Genomic DNA, 17,590 nt, shown 5'->3' on the forward strand with positions numbered 1-17,590 from the left:
GTTGGCGCTCAGCCGAGTATTTACCCTGACTCACATTTTTCTAATCAGATAAGGCGACTCTCTGCAATGAACGAGTCCGATGCTCTCAGACTGTTGATGCGAACGGCGGAGGGCGATGCTCAGGGCTTTCGCGAGCTCTACGACCAGACTTCCGGCAAGCTGTATGCCATTAGTCTGGGCATGATGAAGCGGCGGGATCTGGCTGAAGATGCGGTACAGGATGCCTTTGTGCGGATCTGGCACAACGCCGGAGAGTACCGAGCGGAAAAGGGGGCCGTGCTGACCTGGATGATTAGCATCGTGCGCTACCGATGTCTGGATCTGCTGCGCTCCTCCAAGTCGCGTCGGGAGCATTTAACGGATGGCGATCTGGTCCTGGCCGATGAGCCAGAAGACCATGCTACGCCAGAAGGCTCCTTGCACGCCGGTCGGGACCGGGTACGCATCGACGAATGCCTGGATGAACTGGAAGACCAGCAGCGCCATGCCATTCAATTGGCTTATTTTCGGGGCATGACCCATCAGGAAGTGTGCGGCCAGCTGGACTTGCCCCTGGGCTCGGTCAAAAGCTGGATTCGTCGTGGCCTGCAACAACTGAAACGGTGCCTTGAATGACCCAACAACTTTCCGACAAACGTTTAGATACGCTCGCCGCCGAGTACGTACTCGGAACACTGGATGCCGAAACCCGGATTAAGCTGCAACGGCTGATGGTCACCAGCGACCGGGCTCGCAAGGCTGTCTGGCGTTGGGAGCGGGACCTTAATGCACTGGGAGCCAGCCTGAACGATGTACAGCCCGGCCCGCGGGTATGGCAACGCATTGAAGCAACGCTGGGCCTGGGCAGCCTGACGGTGGTCGAGACGGGGCCAAATGAACCCGGTCGGCCCCGAGCCAGTCAAAGCCGAACCCCCTTTGCAGCCAGACGCTTGGTGTGGCCAGCCATTGCCGCGGCTTTGGTGCTGATAATGGTGAGTTGGAATACCTGGCAGGCACCGCAACCGGCCCCAACGCAGATTGCGGTGATCCAGGATGCCAGGGCTCAGGCGCTCTGGTCTGTTAACCTGACCGACAACAGCCTGATGGTGACCAGTACCCGGCAGGTGACGGCCAGCACCGAGCGCGACTATGAACTCTGGTTGGTGGTCGCCGATGGCCGTGCGCCAGTCTCGCTGGGCCTCTTGCCAGAGGCAGGCCAACGCCAGTTGGCGCGTACTACCTTGTTTGATGAGGTAGAGGTGTCGGCTCTGGCGGTCAGTCGTGAGCCGGAAGGCGGTTCGCCAACCGGCCAGCCGACGGAGGTGCTGTACTCAGCGCAGCTGGTCGAACTTTAACTGGTTGAAGAAAAAGGCCGGTGAATTGTCTTTTACCTGACCCTTTAAAACACAGGTTTCGGCATAATGACTGAACAATGCCATACTCATGGCGAACAGGGCTCAATTTACGCCCCCAGGAGCGCCATTATGCCGATACTCAGAGACGACCATACCGCTGCGCTGGCAGGCATTCATGCCCAGGGCGGAGAGTTGCTCGAGCGGATACAGGATGTGCTGGATCAAGGCACGCTGTCCGGTCCCCTTGAGCGATTGTTAAGAACCACCGCAGTCCGCCGGGAAACCCTGCTGCTCGATGTTGAAATGCTGGAGCGTGAACGGGGCGACCTGCCCAAGGCCGCCAATACCGAACGCGCCTTGCTGGAGGCTATTGCCGATTGGGTACACACTCAGTTAACTGACGAAAGCAGCCTGATCCGCCGCCTGACCGAGGCCGAGACGCAATGGCGCCAGGTCATTCTGGATGCCCTTGAGCAAGACTGGAGCGAGCAGGAACAGGATGTTCTGCAGGCGCTGGTCGAGCACAGCGACGAATTCATCGACGAGTTGGCGGTGTTGCAAACTACACTTTAGCCTTAGGACACCTGTGACCGACCGGGCCTTTTCAGGCCCTGGTATTAGGTTTTTGCGCCACTTAGGGTAAGCTGGCCGACCTCGGATACAAGGGATTAAGGGTTAGAACATGAAGCAATCGATGGAAACGCGCTCGTTTCTGGTGTTTTTACTGATCGTCACGGTGTTGTTCGGGCTGGTTCTCGAACCGTTTTGGGGCGCTATTTTCTGGGCAGCGGCGGTTTCTGTGATTTTTTATCCGTTGCAGCAGCGTCTGGTTAGGCGATTCAACGGGCGTCGCAATCTGGCGGCGATCACTACCCTGTTGTGCTGCATGCTGATCGTTGTGATTCCGGTATTGCTTATTCTGGCGCAGGTCGTGCGTGAAGCGATCGGCGTCTACCAGGGCATTCAGGATGGCGATATGTCGCCGGGGGCCTACCTCGACCAAATTCGAACCGCCTTTCCCATCATTCCCGAAACGCTGGAACGCCTGGGTATCGATACCAACAATCTGCGTGAGCAGATTTCCAGCTTCAGCGTAAGCGCCAGCCGATATCTGGCACAGGAGACGCTGACCTTTGGTCAGAATACCCTCACCTTCGTGCTGCACCTGGGCATGATGCTCTACCTCACCTTCTTTCTGCTGCGCGATGGCGATACCCTGATTGATTTGATGGTGAAAGCCCTGCCGCTGGGTGATGAACGCGAGCGTCGCCTGTTTGACAAATTTGCCGAGGTGACCCGGGCAACGGTCAAGGGCAACCTGGTGGTGGCCATGGTGCAGGGGGCGCTGGGGGGCTTTATTTTCTGGATTCTGGGCATACCCGCCGCCATTCTCTGGGGCGTGATGATGATGGTGCTGTCGCTGATTCCCGCTGTGGGTGCGGCTTTGGTCTGGGCGCCGGCGGCAATCTACCTGTTTGCCGTGGGCAACACGATTGCCGGCATTATCCTGGTACTTTATGGCGTTATTATTATCGGCCTGGCCGATAATATTCTGCGTCCCATTCTGGTCGGCCGCGATACCAAACTGCCAGACTATCTGGTGTTGTTCTCAACGCTGGGTGGCATTGCGCTGATGGGCATCAACGGCTTTGTGATTGGTCCGCTGATTGCCGCGGTGTTCCTGACCTTCTGGGATATCTTCATGGACGAATTCAACTCCGACGTGGTTGAAACGGATGCCGCTGCCAGCTCCGCGAACCCGGATTCGAAACCGAACAGTTAGCCGTTACTCGCCCTTTTACGGGCTGGCTGTTTTGCCCGGCCCGCCAGAAACACCCCTATGCCGCCGAGTAACAACAGCGTGGCGACCAATAAATGCGTGGTCAGTAACTCGCGCACGATGACCGCGCCACCGATGGCGGCCAGGATCGGTACGCTTAACTGCATCACACTGGCCTGAATGCCACTGAGCGCGGGTAACACGGTATACCATAGCGCATAGCCGATGCCGGAAGCCAGCGCGCCGGAGGCGACCGCCAGCCAGAAGCCGTTCGATGAAATCAGAATCGAATCGGTAAAGGGCAAATACAGCAGCAGGGCGAAGGGCGCCGCACGAACGAAATTCCCGGCGGTATCGGCCAGCGGCCGGCTCGAGCCGCGACCGTTCAGGGTGTAAAACCCCCAGGCAATGCCACTGATGACCATCAACATAAACCCCAGCCGGGTCGGAGCCGTCAGCCCCGGGACGATCAGGTACAGAAACCCGCCCACTGCAATCCACAACCCCAACCATTCCAGCCCGGTCAGGCGCTCCCCGCGCAGCAGGCTGGTGATGATCATCGTCAGTTGCACCGTGCCAAACAGCAACAGGGCCCCGGTGGCGGTATCGAGCTGAACGTAGGCAAAACTGAAACTCGCCGCATACAGCCAGAGGTAAGCCGCGCCCCGCCAGGACCCGGCAGAGATCCAGTGCTGTGCACTACCTGAGCGCTGGCGCAACGCCACCAGTACCAACAGCGTGATCGCCCCGGATACCAGGCGAACAGCCGTGAAAGAAGCAGCGTCAATACTCAGCGTACCGAGTGCCAGTCTGCACAGAACAGAATTGGCCGCGAAGGCGAGCAGGGCAAGCAGCGTCAGGGAGGCGTGTTGGGGCGTCAGCATGGCAAAGTGGTTCCGGGTAATAGTGCCGATACTGTACTGGTTTTTTGCCTGTTAGCGAACAGTCTCCTGGCGAACAACTCCGTCCAGATAGGCCACACCGCCGAGATACGACATGGCCGTGCGAATGGTCCGGCTGCGTTGCGACACATAGGCAGAAGGTTGGCCGACGTGCAGACGCTTGGGGTTGGGTAGGACGGCTGCCAGCAGGGAAGCCTCGTAAGCCGTTAACTGATCGGGGCGTTTGCCAAAAAAGTGTTCACTCGCCTGGGTCACACCGTAGATGCCGGGCCCGAACTCCACTACGTTCAAGTACACCTCAAGCAGGCGGTTCTTGCTCCACAACAGTTCCATCCACAGCGTCAGCCAGGCCTCAATGCCTTTACGCACCAGGCTGCGGCCGGGCCAGAGATAGAGGTTTTTGGCCAGTTGCTGGCTGATGGTGCTGCCACCACGAAGTTGGGTTCGGTCTTCATTCAGCGCTTTGCGAATGGCGGCAATGTCGATGCCGAAATGGTCGGGAAAGCGCTGATCTTCAGAGGCCACGACCGCCAGTGGCAGGTGGGTCGAGATGTCTTCCAATGGTGTCCAGCGGGTCAGCCAGGGCGATTGATCGTCCGAGTCCTGCAGAATGTAGGCCGTGGTGGGTGGATTGAATAGGGTCAGCGGCAACGTCAGGCCCAGACTCAGCACGCAACACAAAGCCACCAGCAGCAGTAAGCCACGTGCCCAGTGTCGGAGTGTTGGTTTGGGTAGTAATCGCATCAGTCGGGGTCAAAAAAATGTTTGCGCAGTTTACCTGAAATGCCGGATCGACAATGTCATCAAAGGGTATGGACGATTCGGGTGGCACACCGGTTGGAGAACCCCAATGATGCTACAGCGTTACCCGAGAACCTGGCGAAGACCGCCGGTGAGGGTCTGCCACCGCCGCAAACCCCCGACCTTTATTTTCTAGCCAAGCTAGCCAAAAATCCCCTTGAACATGAAGAAAAAGATAATCGCCAGGAAGGCACCGGCGGGTAGGGTGACGATCCAGCTGGCGAAGATGGTGCCAACCACTCTGAGGTTCAGGGCTGAGATACCGCGCGCCATGCCGACACCGAGTACAGCGCCCACCAGGGTGTGTGTGGTGGAAATCGGCAAGCCGGTGCCCGACGCCAGCACTACCGTGGTGGCGGCAGCCAACTCGGCGGCAAAGCCGCGACTTGGGGTCAGTTCTGTGATTTTACGGCCAATGGTGCCCATGACCTTGTAGCCGTAGGTGGCCAGGCCGAGCACGATACCACCACCGCCGAGTAGCAAAACCCAGGCGGGCATCGCCGATTCGGCGAGAATGTTGCCCTGGTTGGCAACCACATTGATGATCGCCGCCAGCGGGCCGACGGCATTGGCCACATCGTTCGAACCGTGGGCAAACGCCATGGCACAGGCGGTGAAGATCATCAGAATGGCAAAGACTTTTTCGACCGACGCAAAGCGAAAATGACGGTCAGCCTCTTCATCGATCTTCACGCGCTTGAGCAGAGCGATGCCGAGTAACATAACCGCGAAACTGACGGCGACGCTGATCAGCACACTCTCTCCGAACGAGAGACCAATCCCAACGTGTTTCAGGCCCTTGGTGAACGTCACCATGGTGATCATGAACGCCGTCAGGAACATGTAGACGGGTACATAGCGTTTGGCATTGCCAAAGGGGTCGTCGGTATTGAGGATGAGTTTGTGCACACTGCGGAAAATAAAGAAGGCCAGCGTCCCTGCGAGTACAGGCGAAACAACCCAGCTCATGACAATGGAGGTCACCTTGCCCCAGTGCACGTATTCAACACCGATGCCGACGGCGGCAAAGCCGACAATGGCACCCACGATGGAGTGGGTGGTAGAGACGGGCCAGCCCATCATCGAAGCGATAACCAGCCAAATGCCTGCGGCCAACAGTGACGACATCATCCCGTAAATCAGTAACTCTGGGGAGCCCACCATGACATTGGCGTCAACAATGCCCTTGCGGATGGTGCCGGTGACCTCGCCACCCGCCAGGTAGGCACCGGCGAATTCAAATATCATAGCGACGAAGATGGCCTGCTTGACGGTCAGAGCACGGGAGCCGACCGACGTGCCCATGGCGTTAGCGACATCGTTGGCGCCTACCCCCCAGGCCATAAAGAAACCGAACAGGCAGGCCAGTAGCACAAACCATTGGCCGTATTCTGCAATGACGGTCATGGGAATTCCTCTTCTCAGTGAGCGGTGGTTGAGGCGATGACGAACAGTCGCTTCAGCGGGCTAACAGAATTTGCAGACGGGAACCAACGCGCTGAGCCACATCAGCCAGGTCACCGATCAGTTCGATCACCCGGTAGAGGAACATCACGTCAATGGGGGAGTAGTCCTTTTCCACGGCACGCAAAGCGCGGCGTACCTTTATTTCCAATTCATCGGCCCGATGCTCCTGATCGTCCAGATCGTTGAGCAGGCCGCTGACCAGTTTAATTTCCCGGCTGCCAAAGCCGGTTTCGAACAGTTCATCGAGTTCGGCCAGAGCGTCGGCTGCTTTCTGGCTGGTGGTGATCGACGATTCCAGGTACTCGCGCATCAGCGGCTGAATCGGGTCCGGTATGGTCATTTCCCGGCCCAGCATGACGCCAGCGATGTCTTTGGCACGGTTGGCGAGTTTATCCTGATGGGTCAGTAATTCGAGCAGGTCAGAGCGTGGGACTGGCATGAACAGGCTGTTGGGCAGGTGCATGCGGATGTCTTTTTTCATCAGGTCGGCTTCGCCTTCCAGTACGGCGATGTCTTCCCGTATAGCTTCTGCGGCCTGGTAGTCGCCGGTGGCAGCGATGTCGTAGAAGTCGATCAGCCGAAGCACACAGGCGTGGGCCTTCTGCATGTGCTCTTGCATGGGCTTGACCGGTGATCGGCCGAAGAGGGCCATCAATGGATTGTCTGCCATGGTGCAATCCTCTGTCGCATCGTCGAATGAAGTGGTGGCGCATTATAGAGATCTGGCGCTGTAATAAAAACGTCACATGCGAGCTAATTCACATTTTTTTGACTGACGGGTGTTCTGCTGTGGTTGAAGGGCTGTAGGACTAGGGGTTGTAGTGAAAGTGATTACTTACCCGGCAGGAAGCCGGGTTGGGTTGGACGGCGAAACGGTCAGTTAAGCGGTTCGGCCTGGCCGGATTGGGGCAGAGCCCGAATGCGTCGTTTGTCGTCGATGGCGACGTACACGAACTCCGATTCCGTGACCTTCTGGCGTTCCTCGTCTTCGGGCATCCGGCACCAGACCTCAACCCCGATGCGAATCGAACTGCGGCCCATGCCCAGAATGCGGGTGTAGCAACAAATGACCGACCCGACCCGCACCGGCCGTACGAACGACATCTCGCCAATGGCCATGGTGGTGGTGCGACCATGCGCCAGCCGGCTGGCGGCGATGCTGGCGGCCATGTCCATGTGAGTGACCAGCCAGCCACCGGAAATATCTCCGTTGGTGTTGGTGTCTTTGGGCTGGGCGACGACCCGCAATTGTAGTTCGCCGCGGGGCGTCGGGTTGTTTTCGTCCAGTTTTTTCATGGGGTCCCTAACGTCGTTCTGGCCTGGAAAGTCAGGCCGGGCGGGGCTGTCCGGCCGGTATCGGCCGTAATTCACTGACTGGCAGTATACGGGAAAACCACGGCTTTTGACTATGCTGGCGGGCCGGTGATCGCACGCATGCGATTTTTATGACAGCTGTAATAATACTGTCATATCAAAGACATATCCTTGTCACATCTGAGCTCTAGCATGCTTCTCGAGCTTCGAGGTTGTGACCCAGTTGCCAATTCGCAGTTGAGCCGGCCGAGAAAAACCAAAGACTGACTGGAGGTTTACCAGTGAACAAGAAAATGATTGGCGCCCTGGCACTTGCCACCGCCGCTACCAGCTTCGCAACTGTATCGGCCGAAGGCCGCACTCAGATCAGCATTGTGGGCTCGTCGACGGTGTTTCCCTTTGCCTCCGTCGTGGCCGAGCGTTTTGGCCAAACAACGTCATTCTCGACGCCGACCATTGAATCGACCGGCTCTGGCGGTGGTTTGAGCCTGTTTTGCCAGGGTGTCGGGGAAAGCACGGCTGATATCACCAATTCCTCCCGTCGAATCAAGCAGTCTGAAGTGGATCTGTGTGCCAGCAATGGCGTTAACGACATTGTCGAGGTATTGATAGGCTACGACGGGCTGGCTATTGCCAATAACGTGGATGGCCCGGAAATGAGTGTCAGCAAGAGTGAGATCTTCCTGGCGCTGGCTAACACCGTACCAAACCCGGAGGGTGAAGGCCTGGTGACAAACCCCTATCGCACCTGGAACCAGATTCGCAGCGACCTGCCCAATTCCGAGATCCGGGTGTTTGGTCCGCCGCCTTCATCGGGCACCCGTGATGCGTTCGTCGAACTGGTAATGGAAGAAGGTTGCCTGGAATTCGACGCCATTGCGGCCCTTGGCGAAAGTGATCACGACAAGATGGAAGAAGTGTGTGCCACCATGCGCGAAGACGGTGCCTTCGTGGAAGCCGGCGAAAACGACTCTCTGATTGTGTCCCGTCTGGTGAATGATGCGAATGCCGTTGGCATTTTCGGCTTTTCGTTTCTTGATCAGAATTTCGACAAACTGCAAAGCCTGACGGTCGATGGTGTGGCTGCAAACTTTGAAACCGTTGCCGACGGTTCCTACCCGGTATCCCGCCCGTTGTACTTCTATGTTAAGAAGGCACACGTTGGCGTTATCCCCGGTATAGAAGAATATCTGGCTGAATTCACCAGCCGTCGTGCGGTAGGTCCGAACGGCTATCTGGTCGACCGGGGTCTGATTCCGCTATCCAATGCCGAGTATGGTCGCATGAAGGCGGCTGCCGACAACATGACCAATCTGTCGTTGTGATGTGAGCCGACGCTAAGTTTAAGGGAAGGCCGGGAGAACCGGCCTTCCCTTATTCAGCTATCTGCTAAAGGAATAGCAGGGTAAATTGCCCATTATCGTGTGGCTGTGTAGGCTTCGCTACCCGCTCACCGACCGAGGGTCTGGATCAGCCTCCGATATCGGGGGTTGATCCAGACCTTTTTAAAACTTAGGAGTGTGTTGATGCAAACATCGACCCTGTTACTGGTATTGGCGGCGCTTATGGTGGCTGCCTACGCCCTGGGCCGGCAACGATCCGTGCAGTTGGCCCAGCCACTGGGCGGGATCAAGCGCTTGCATTCATTGCCCAATTATTACGGGCTGATGGCTGCCGTGTGGACCGGGTTGCCCGCCTTTGTGGTGTTTCTGATCTGGTCGTCGCTGGAATCAACAGTGATTACAGCGGCCGTTCTCGGCTCGTTACCAGACGGTCAAAGCACCCTGAGTGAGGGTGAGGTCAGTTTGTTGTTCAGCCAGATTCGCAACATTGGCCGCGGTGCCATCGAGCTACAAGGCAGCCCGGAGCTGGTACAGGCGGGTGAACTGCTTGGTACCCTGAATGCCAGTAGTCAGGTTGGGAAAGTAACGTTGACGCTGGTGTTGGCCGTGCTGGGCTGTCTGTTCAGCTGGTTTATCACCCGGCCCACGATGCGAGCCCGCCCTCAGTTTGAAGTGGTGCTGAAAGGCTTTTTCATACTCTGTTCCAGCATCGCTATCTTCACCACCATCGGTATTATTTTCTCTGTTTTGTTTGAGAGTGTTCGGTTCTTTCAGTCGGTGCCGCTGTTCGACTTTGTGTTCGGCACAAAATGGAGCCCCCAGATTGCGATTCGGGCTGACCAGATAGGGTCGTCGGGCGCTTTTGGTGCCATCCCACTCTTTGTCGGCACCTTGCTGATTGCGGGAATTGCCTTGATTGTGGCCGTGCCGCTGGGGCTGATGTCGGCCATTTATCTGTCCGAGTACGCCAAACCCCGGGTGCGCAGCATCATCAAGCCGTTGCTTGAGGTGCTGGCTGGTATTCCCACGGTGGTTTACGGCTTCTTCGCAGCACTGACTATGGCGCCGCTGGTGCGCGATTTCTTCCAGGGAATCGGCTTTGACGGCGTATCGGCCGAGTCGGCACTGGCGGCTGGTCTGGTGATGGGCATTATGATCATCCCCTTCGTATCGTCACTGTCGGATGATGTGATCAATGCGGTACCGGGTAGTTTACGCGATGGCTCATATGGCCTGGGCGCCACGAAAAGCGAAACCATTCGTCAGGTGGTCTTCCCGGCGGCGCTGCCCGGCATTATGGGGGGCGTTTTGCTGGCTGCTTCGCGGGCCATTGGTGAAACCATGATCGTGGTGATGGCCGCTGGTCTGGCGGCCAATTTGACGGTGAACCCGCTCGAAGCGGTGACCACCGTCACGGTGCAGATCGCGACACTGCTGGTGGGTGATCAGGAGTTTGACAGCCCGAAAACGCTGGCCGCTTTTGCGCTGGGCCTGATGCTGTTTATTACCACCCTGATTCTAAACATTATTGCCATGGCGATTGTGAAGAGGTTCCGTGAACAATATGACTGATCAACCGTTGAACGCCATTGAACGCATGGCGGCTGTTAAACAGGAGCGGCTGAATGCCCGCCTGAAAGCGCGGTACAACCGTGAGCGCCGCTTTAAAGCCTACGGTATCGCCTCGATCACCGCTGGTCTGGCCTTTCTGGCGATACTGCTGTTCACTATTTTTAGCCAGGGTATGTCGTCTTTCTGGAGCACCTTTGTGCAACTGGAAGTGTCCTATGACGCTGAGGCCCTGTACATCGACGATGCCTCCGATCCCGAGCAGATGCGTTATGCCGACTTCGATAACGCGGTACGCCAGTCGTTGTTGCAGCGGTTCCCTGACGTCTCCGGCCGTGCCGATACCCGGGCCCTGAGTTCACTGATCAGTACATCAGCGGCGTATAAGGTGCGCGACCGATTGATCGAAAATCCGGATTTGCTGGGTGAAACCGAGACGCTCTGGGTGCTCGCCGATGACGATCTGGATCTGGTGATGAACGGCACCATTGACCGGAATTTGCCGGAATCCGAACGACGCGTCACCGACCAGCAATTGCAGTGGATCGACCAGTTGATCGCCGGCGGCGAGATTGACCGGCGCTTTAACACCACGTTTTTCACCCGGGGTGATTCCCGTGACCCTGAAACGGCGGGCATCTGGGGCGCGGTTGTTGGCTCTTTCTACACGCTGGTAGTAACGCTGGCCCTGTCATTCCCGATCGGCGTGGCCGCGGCGATTTATCTGGAAGAGTTCGCGCCCAAGAACCGACTGACCGAGATTATTGAAGTGAACATCAATAACCTGGCGGCGGTGCCGTCCATTGTGTTTGGTCTGCTGGGTCTGGCTATTTTTATTAATTTTTTCGGCTTGCCCCGGTCGGCCCCTCTGGTCGGCGGTCTGGTGCTCTCGTTAATGACGCTACCGACCATCATTATTTCATCCCGCGCGTCGATCAAGGCTGTCCCTCCTTCCATCAGAGACGCTGCCATGGGGCTCGGGGCCTCCAAGATGCAGGTTACCCTGCATCACGTACTGCCGCTGGCGATGCCAGGCATGCTGACCGGTACCATCATTGGCATGGCTCAGGCGCTGGGCGAAACCGCACCGCTGTTGATGATCGGCATGGTGGCCTTCATTGTGGACATTCCACAGGGCTTTACCGATGCCGCCACGGTGCTGCCGGTTCAGGTCTTTATCTGGTCGGACAGCCCGGAGCGGGCCTTTATTGCCAAGACGTCGGCGGCCATTATGGTGCTGCTGGGCTTCCTGGCGTTGATGAATTTGTTGGCGGTGTTGTTGCGCCGCAAATTTGAGCGCCGTTGGTAGGCGATCCCGGAGGATGTTGAGCATGACCCTTTCCAATCAGTTTGCAGAACAGAAGGCCGAGACCGTGACCGCACCGAAGACAGAACCCGATCAGTTTGACATTGGCGACTGGACCCAGACCGTGGGCGACCCACTATTGGACGACCCGCGCTTGAGCGCTCGCAATGTGGATGTGTTTTATGCAGACAATCACGCGATCCAGAACGTGAGCCTGGACATCGGCAAGAATGAAGTGATTGCAATGATCGGGCCATCCGGCTGTGGTAAATCCACCTTCCTGCGCACCCTGAACCGGATGAACGATTCGATCGATATTTGCAGGGTAACGGGCGACATCATCCTCGATGGTGACAATATTTACAGCAAGAGCATGGATATTGTGGCCTTGCGCGCCAAGGTGGGCATTGTGTTTCAGAAGCCCAACCCCTTCCCGAAATCGATTTACGATAACGTTTCCTACGGGCCGCGCATTCATGGTCTGGTGTCACGCCGGGCAGAACTGGATGAAGTGGTGGAGACCGCCCTGCAGAAAGCGGGCCTGTGGGATGAAGTTAAAGACCGGCTGGACAAGCCGGCGACGGGGCTCTCTGGTGGCCAGCAGCAGCGGCTGTGCATTGCCCGGACCATAGCGGTATCGCCGGAGGTGATTCTGATGGATGAGCCTTGCTCGGCATTGGACCCGATCGCAACAGCCCGGGTTGAGGAGTTGATCGCCGAGCTGTCGGAGAACTACACCATCGCGATTGTGACTCACAGTATGCAGCAGGCGGCCCGGGTATCGCAGCGTACGGCCTATTTCCACATGGGCAAGCTGATTGAAGTGGGTGAGACCGACAAGATTTTCACCTCGCCGGATCATAAACTGACTGAAGACTACATTACCGGTCGCTTCGGCTGATCGGGGAGGGAGACACGATGGATAAGTCACATTTTGACCGCCACACCTCGGCTCAGTACAACGCTGAGTTGGAGGAAGCGCGTAAGAATCTGATGCAAATGGGCGGCCTGGTTGAACAGCAGGTTGAAGACGCGCTCAAGGCGCTAATGGAAATGGATACCGCACTCGCCCAACGGGTAATCGAAACCGATAACACGGTTAATGAGATGGAGCTGGAGATCGACGAGGAATGCACCCGCATTCTGGCGTTGCGTCATCCTGCCGCTTCTGATCTGCGCTTTGTGATCGCGGTCACCAAGGCGGTGAACGATCTGGAGCGCATGGGTGACGAGGCGTCGAAAGTCGCCAAACACACGCTCGAGTTGGCCGATACGGGCTCGGGCCCGCAGGGCTATGTTGAGCTGCGTCATATTGGTGAGAAAGTACGGCATATGGTGTCTCAGGCGCTGGATTCCTTCGCTCGCCTGAATACTGAGAGTGCTTTCGAGGTGCTTCAGCAGGACCAAGCGGTAGATCTGGAATACGGTACGGCGATCCGCACCCTGGTCACCACCATGATGGAAGACCCGCGCACCATTACCCGGGCGCTCAATGTGATGTGGTCATTGCGCTCGCTGGAGCGGATCGGCGATCACGCCCGTAATGTGGCGGAGTCGGTGATCTATCTGGTCAAGGGCAAAGATGTGCGCCACATTAAGCTCGACCAGGTGGAAGCCCAGATCAAGAAAAAATAGTTGCCAGAAAACTTGTTGCGAATCAAAAGGTTGTTGACGAGCAACAGGGTTTTCCTTATATTACGCACCCGTTGCCGGCATAGCTCAGTTGGTAGAGCAACTGACTTGTAATCAGTAGGTCCCGAGTTCGACTCTTGGTGCCGGCACCATATTCCAAGAAACCCGCTTTAAGCGGGTTTTTTCGTTTCTGGGGTTTGGTGGTATGAGTTCGTTTCGGCCACCGGGCAAGTCTGTCCGGGGTCGGCGTGAATCCGTCCATGGAGCCTAGATCGCAGCATCCTTGCTGCGAACTCCCCCGGACAGACTTGCCCGATGGCCTTCACTTGGCTGGTTGCCACCTTCAAACAAGACATCGCCTTGCTGGCGGTCAAAGCAGATATTCAGTAGAGTCTTTCGGAATCTGGTTGTACTGCTTTGGAACTCTGAATGAATTTCATCACCGATCTGTTGTTGTCCCTGTCGGGGCTGATCCGTCCGCACCTTACCTTTATTTCATCTGCGCTGGTGGCGACCTTGCTGGTTATATACGGCAATGACGTCAACCGCGCGGTCTGGACGCTGATTCGCCGGGCGCATTTTATCGTTCGTACGCTGGTGTTTATTCTGCTGTGTGCCATTGGGTACGGGTTGATCGCGGTCTATCTGGTGCCTGTTATTTCCAACCTGTTGCTGATGGCGGGGTCTGTGTGGCTGGGTATTGTGGTGGTCGTGGTGTTTGTGCTGGTCGGTTGGTTGGCCGAGCGACACAGTCGGCGCGGTTGATGAGTATGGTCTGTAGCTTATTGTACCGAACTCTGTGGCGCGTTTGTCTGGCGGCGAAATTGAATATTTTGCTTTAAGCGGTTTGGCGTATTTCTGGTAATGAGACCTGGTAATCAGGCATAAAAAAAGGCTCCTTCCAGGAGCCCTTTTTTTATTACGATCATTTTAACCGTCCGTGTCGACCACTTCATTGCTGTGAGCTTCCGCTGCCGCACCACCAGCCCCGTCCTGGCGCCTGTGGTGTGTCTATTCTGCTATCTGGAAACTGCTCAGATCCGGACGTCAGCATCCGTGCTGTGTCGCGTGATGCGATACTCCTGTTGCCATCCTATGGCTGGCCAGCCTGGCCCCTGTTTTTTCCAATGCCGTTCGTCCTGAACATTCGAGGAGTATAGCGAATGCCAGGTAATTTTGTGACGCAGTTAGCGCTTTTGAAGTCTGGCTTTTACCGTTTCGGCAATTTGGCCGACGGTTTGATGCCGCTTGGCGGGTTGTTCTAGTGAACTTCGTCACAAAAGAGATGGGAAGATCTTACGTTCTGTGTAGGAGATGTCTTACGCGGCCATGAGGAAATGTGGAAGGGCAGATGATTCTGCCCTTCCGGGTCTTGCTGTGTGATGCTTTTTTGTTGCTTTGCTGCTGTGAACCAACCCGGTTCTTGTATGCTCTTCCGTGTGACCGTCCCGGTCAGGCGTTTCCTTGCTGTGACGTCCTGTCGTGTCGTCCCTGCGCCTCCCTGTGACGGCTGCTGCCGAGCCGTGCGTACGATCCCTGTTGTTAATGGTTTCTAGGTAGTCATCCCTGCTATGACCATTTCTGGTGTGACCATCCCGGTCCAATTCCCTGTTTCGGGCCACCCTTGCCAACCGACTGTCCGTAGTCTTAAGTGTCCTTTCCGTTTGGCCCAAATCTTGGCCGTCGTCCCTGAACGCAAGCTATGATACGGGTAGGGAACCTCTGTTTGAGCGTCAATTTTTTGCTAACTGGTCCCGTAAAAAGTGTGACGGACTGCAAAGCCTGTCATGCTGGGGGAGTAACTCTTCTGTGGGTCGATACGTCGCTTAAATCGCGTTAATTCTCACATCAAATGTAGGAAATCTCGTACAAACCATGTCAGAAAATCAGACATTACCTTCTGGAACTTTACATTTTTTTTGGCGGAAAAACGCTGGTTTCCTAGCTTAAATAGGGGGTAATACTCTTGAGCCCGTGTTTGCAGCTGGCAGCAGGCGTTCTGCAGGCAGGCAGCAGGTGAAGACGGAGCCGCGCCCCGGAACACTGGCTACATCGAGCCGTCCCTGATGATGGTGCAAAATGTGTTTGACGATCGCCAAGCCCAGGCCGGTACCACCACGCTCACTGCTGCGACCGGGGTCTACCCGGTAAAAGCGTTCGGTCAGCCGGGGTATGTGACGCGGGTCGATGCCGATGCCGTTGTCCCTTATCGAGATATAGCCGCCCTGGGGCGAATCGTGCCAGTGTAATTCGATGTCGCTGCCATCCGGGCTGTAATTCACCGCGTTATAGACCAGGTTGCTGATCGCCGAGCGCAGTTCGGACGGGTCGCCCTGCAGCCCTTTGTCGCTGTCGAGCCGAACGGTAATGTTATGGTTGCGCTCACTCGACAGGGCCCGGGCGTCATCGGCGATGCCATTCAGCAGGGCGCCGATATCGATGCGCTGGCGAACAGATTCCCGCACTTCGACGTCGAGCCGGGTCAGCACCAGCAAATCATTCACCAGATTTTCCATGCGCTGGGTCTGGCCATTCATACTGCCCAGCGCCCGGCGCAGTGGTGCGGGCAGGTCGTCACTGAAATCGAGAATTGATTCCAGATATCCCTTGAGTACGGTAAGTGGGGTCTTGAGTTCATGGCTGGCGTTGGCGACGAAGTCCTGACGCATCTGCTCCAGTTGGGTCATGCGGGTGGTGTCGCGGATCAGCAGTAGACGTTCACCCTTGCCGTAGATCGTCATCGAGACATCAAGCGTTCTATCGGGGAAGGCCGGGTTGTCGATGCGGATGCTCTCGCGTACCTCCCGGTTTTGGTAGAACTTCTGAAACGCCGGTTCACGCACCAGGTTGATTAACAGCTGACCTTCGTCGCGTGGTTGCAGCTTGAGCAGATCGGCTGCCGACTGGTTCCACCATTGCAGGGCACCGTGGTGATCGAGCAGGATGACGCCGTCGCGCAGGGCTTCGGTGGAGTTCTGTACCCGGTTGATCACGTTCTGGTAGTGGCGGACCTGTTTTTTGCGCCGGCGTTGTTCACTGTACAGGTGATCGAAGACCATACCCCAGAGGCCTTTGGAATCCGGCGGTTCCGATTTGGCACCCTGTTCCAGCCAACTGATCAGCCGGCTTTGCTGAAACAGCTGCCAGGCCAGATAACCGCTGACGGCAATGAGTAATAGCAGGATCGGTTCACCGACATAGACGCCAAACGCAAAGACGCCGGTTATTGCTAGCAGCAGGTTTCTAAAATAGGGGCGTCGTATGTCTCGAATCATGAAGCCGATTGTGCCGAAACTTTGGTCGAGAAGCGATATCCCGTGCCTCGAACGGTCTGAACCAGGGCCTGAAAAGGTTCTCCCAGGGCTTTGCGTAAGCGCCGTATATGGACATCTACGGTGCGCTCATCCACATACACATTACCACCCCAGACCTGATCGAGCAGTTGCGAGCGGGTGTAGGCGCGCTCGGGGTGGCTCATAAAGAATTGCAGTAATCGGAATTCGGTCGGCCCCATGGTCAACTCGCCCTCGGCGGTGCTGACGCGGTGGCTGTTCGGGTCGAGCCGCAGGCCCTGAATGTCGATCGGTTCTTCAATACCGGCCGGTGTGGTGCGGCGCAGCACCGCTTTCAGCCGGGCTACCAGCTCGCGTGGTGAGAAGGGTTTGGTGATGTAGTCATCGGCGCCGGCTTCCAGGCCGGTGATTTTGTGGTCTTCCTCGCCCTTGGCGGTGAGCATGATAATCGGGATCTCAGCCGTCATCGGGTCCCGCTTCAGCCGACGCGCCAGTTCGACACCACTGACGTTGGGCATCATCCAGTCGAGCAGGATCAGATCGGGCTTTTGGTCGATAACCAGGCGGTGAGCTTCAGCGGCATCACCCGCTTCCAGCGTATGGTAACCGGCCATTTCCAGAGCCGCGGCTATTACTTCCCGGATGGCCGATTCGTCGTCAACAATCAGAATGCTGCGAGAGTTCATGGTTCACCTTAAAAAGTCACCTTTGTGATCATTTAACGCCCCTTCCATGACAGAAGTGTTACAACCGTCATGGAATTGTCAAAATTCACGTCGGTGCCGCAATCCGTGTCAGGCACCGGGTATGCCTCTCCGGGGTCGGCGTGAACCCATCCATGGGGCCTAG

General features: G+C 56.8%; 17 protein-coding genes and 1 tRNA gene. 11 read left to right on the forward strand and 7 right to left on the reverse strand.

The genetic code is table 11. The features are described 5' to 3' along the window. Positions 1–66: 66 nt before the first annotated feature. The 4 genes from WEB54_RS09005 to WEB54_RS09020 all read left to right on the forward strand — a co-directional run bounded on the left by WEB54_RS09005 (position 67) and on the right by WEB54_RS09020 (position 3,117). Entirely contained in the window at positions 67–615 is a 549-nt protein-coding gene (locus tag WEB54_RS09005; RefSeq protein ID WP_368054218.1) for an RNA polymerase sigma factor, read from the forward strand. Next, the gene (locus tag WEB54_RS09010; protein ID WP_368054220.1) at positions 612–1,334 is read left to right on the forward strand and encodes an anti-sigma factor; all 723 of its coding nucleotides are present in this window, start codon (positions 612–614) and stop codon (positions 1,332–1,334) included. The genes WEB54_RS09005 and WEB54_RS09010 overlap by 4 nt, the downstream gene beginning before the upstream one ends. A 129-nt stretch (positions 1,335–1,463) precedes the next feature. Further along, positions 1,464–1,907 carry a hypothetical protein gene (locus tag WEB54_RS09015; protein WP_368054222.1) on the forward strand — a complete coding sequence of 148 codons (444 nt, stop codon included), beginning with the start codon at positions 1,464–1,466 and terminating at the stop codon, positions 1,905–1,907. A 109-nt stretch (positions 1,908–2,016) separates the two neighbouring features. Then, on the forward strand, positions 2,017–3,117 hold the full coding sequence (locus tag WEB54_RS09020; protein WP_368055182.1) for an AI-2E family transporter: 1,101 nt from the start codon (positions 2,017–2,019) through the stop codon (positions 3,115–3,117). On the opposite strand, the gene WEB54_RS09025 is transcribed toward WEB54_RS09020, so the two are convergent. The 5 genes from WEB54_RS09025 to WEB54_RS09045 all read right to left on the reverse strand — a co-directional run bounded on the left by WEB54_RS09025 (position 3,114) and on the right by WEB54_RS09045 (position 7,580). Continuing rightward, positions 3,114–3,998: a DMT family transporter gene (locus WEB54_RS09025; RefSeq protein ID WP_368054226.1), complete on the reverse strand. Its 885-nt coding sequence runs from the start codon at positions 3,996–3,998 to the stop codon at positions 3,114–3,116. The two genes, WEB54_RS09020 and WEB54_RS09025, sit on opposite strands and share 4 nt — an antisense overlap. A 51-nt stretch (positions 3,999–4,049) precedes the next feature. Then, positions 4,050–4,760 (reverse strand): monofunctional biosynthetic peptidoglycan transglycosylase, encoded by a 711-nt coding sequence (gene mtgA / locus WEB54_RS09030; RefSeq protein WP_368054228.1) that lies wholly within the window; start codon positions 4,758–4,760, stop codon positions 4,050–4,052. A 198-nt stretch (positions 4,761–4,958) separates the two neighbouring features. Next, positions 4,959–6,224, reverse strand: coding sequence for an inorganic phosphate transporter (locus WEB54_RS09035; protein WP_368054231.1), 1,266 nt, complete (start codon positions 6,222–6,224; stop codon positions 4,959–4,961). 52 nt (positions 6,225–6,276) lie between these two features. Continuing rightward, positions 6,277–6,954 carry a TIGR00153 family protein gene (locus tag WEB54_RS09040; protein WP_368054233.1) on the reverse strand — a complete coding sequence of 226 codons (678 nt, stop codon included), beginning with the start codon at positions 6,952–6,954 and terminating at the stop codon, positions 6,277–6,279. Positions 6,955–7,160: 206 nt separating this feature from the next. Beyond that, positions 7,161–7,580: an acyl-CoA thioesterase gene (locus tag WEB54_RS09045; RefSeq protein WP_368054235.1), complete on the reverse strand. Its 420-nt coding sequence runs from the start codon at positions 7,578–7,580 to the stop codon at positions 7,161–7,163. A 299-nt stretch (positions 7,581–7,879) separates the two neighbouring features. Here WEB54_RS09045 and WEB54_RS09050 point away from each other — a divergent pair, with 299 nt between their 5' ends. From WEB54_RS09050 to WEB54_RS09080, 7 genes are all read left to right on the forward strand, one after another. Continuing rightward, positions 7,880–8,923: a substrate-binding domain-containing protein gene (locus WEB54_RS09050; protein ID WP_368054237.1), complete on the forward strand. Its 1,044-nt coding sequence runs from the start codon at positions 7,880–7,882 to the stop codon at positions 8,921–8,923. A gap of 201 nt (positions 8,924–9,124) precedes the next feature. Then, positions 9,125–10,513: a phosphate ABC transporter permease subunit PstC gene (gene pstC, locus WEB54_RS09055; RefSeq protein ID WP_368055185.1), complete on the forward strand. Its 1,389-nt coding sequence runs from the start codon at positions 9,125–9,127 to the stop codon at positions 10,511–10,513. Next, positions 10,506–11,819, forward strand: a complete 1,314-nt coding sequence (gene pstA / locus WEB54_RS09060; protein ID WP_368054247.1) for a phosphate ABC transporter permease PstA — start codon at positions 10,506–10,508, stop codon at positions 11,817–11,819. Before pstC ends, pstA begins: the two co-directional genes overlap by 8 nt. A 22-nt stretch (positions 11,820–11,841) precedes the next feature. Then, a complete protein-coding gene (gene pstB, locus WEB54_RS09065; RefSeq protein ID WP_368054241.1) occupies positions 11,842–12,717 on the forward strand; it encodes a phosphate ABC transporter ATP-binding protein PstB in 876 nt (291 codons plus the stop codon). Between the two features lie 17 nt (positions 12,718–12,734). Continuing rightward, entirely contained in the window at positions 12,735–13,451 is a 717-nt protein-coding gene (gene phoU / locus WEB54_RS09070) for a phosphate signaling complex protein PhoU (protein WP_368054243.1), read from the forward strand. A gap of 73 nt (positions 13,452–13,524) precedes the next feature. Continuing rightward, positions 13,525–13,600, forward strand: a tRNA-Thr gene (locus tag WEB54_RS09075). Positions 13,601–13,877: 277 nt separating this feature from the next. Continuing rightward, a complete protein-coding gene (locus WEB54_RS09080; protein WP_368054245.1) occupies positions 13,878–14,213 on the forward strand; it encodes a DUF3392 family protein in 336 nt (111 codons plus the stop codon). 1,181 nt (positions 14,214–15,394) lie between these two features. On the opposite strand, the gene phoR is transcribed toward WEB54_RS09080, so the two are convergent. After that, positions 15,395–16,723, reverse strand: coding sequence for a phosphate regulon sensor histidine kinase PhoR (gene phoR, locus WEB54_RS09085; RefSeq protein ID WP_368055188.1), 1,329 nt, complete (start codon positions 16,721–16,723; stop codon positions 15,395–15,397). After that, positions 16,720–17,427 carry a phosphate regulon transcriptional regulator PhoB gene (gene phoB / locus WEB54_RS09090; protein WP_368055190.1) on the reverse strand — a complete coding sequence of 236 codons (708 nt, stop codon included), beginning with the start codon at positions 17,425–17,427 and terminating at the stop codon, positions 16,720–16,722. The genes phoR and phoB overlap by 4 nt, the downstream gene beginning before the upstream one ends. Positions 17,428–17,590 lie beyond the last annotated feature (163 nt).

The sequence above is a fragment of the Saccharospirillum sp. genome, from assembly GCF_040881935.1.
In the GTDB taxonomy this organism is placed as follows: Bacteria; Pseudomonadota; Gammaproteobacteria; order Pseudomonadales; family Natronospirillaceae; genus Saccharospirillum.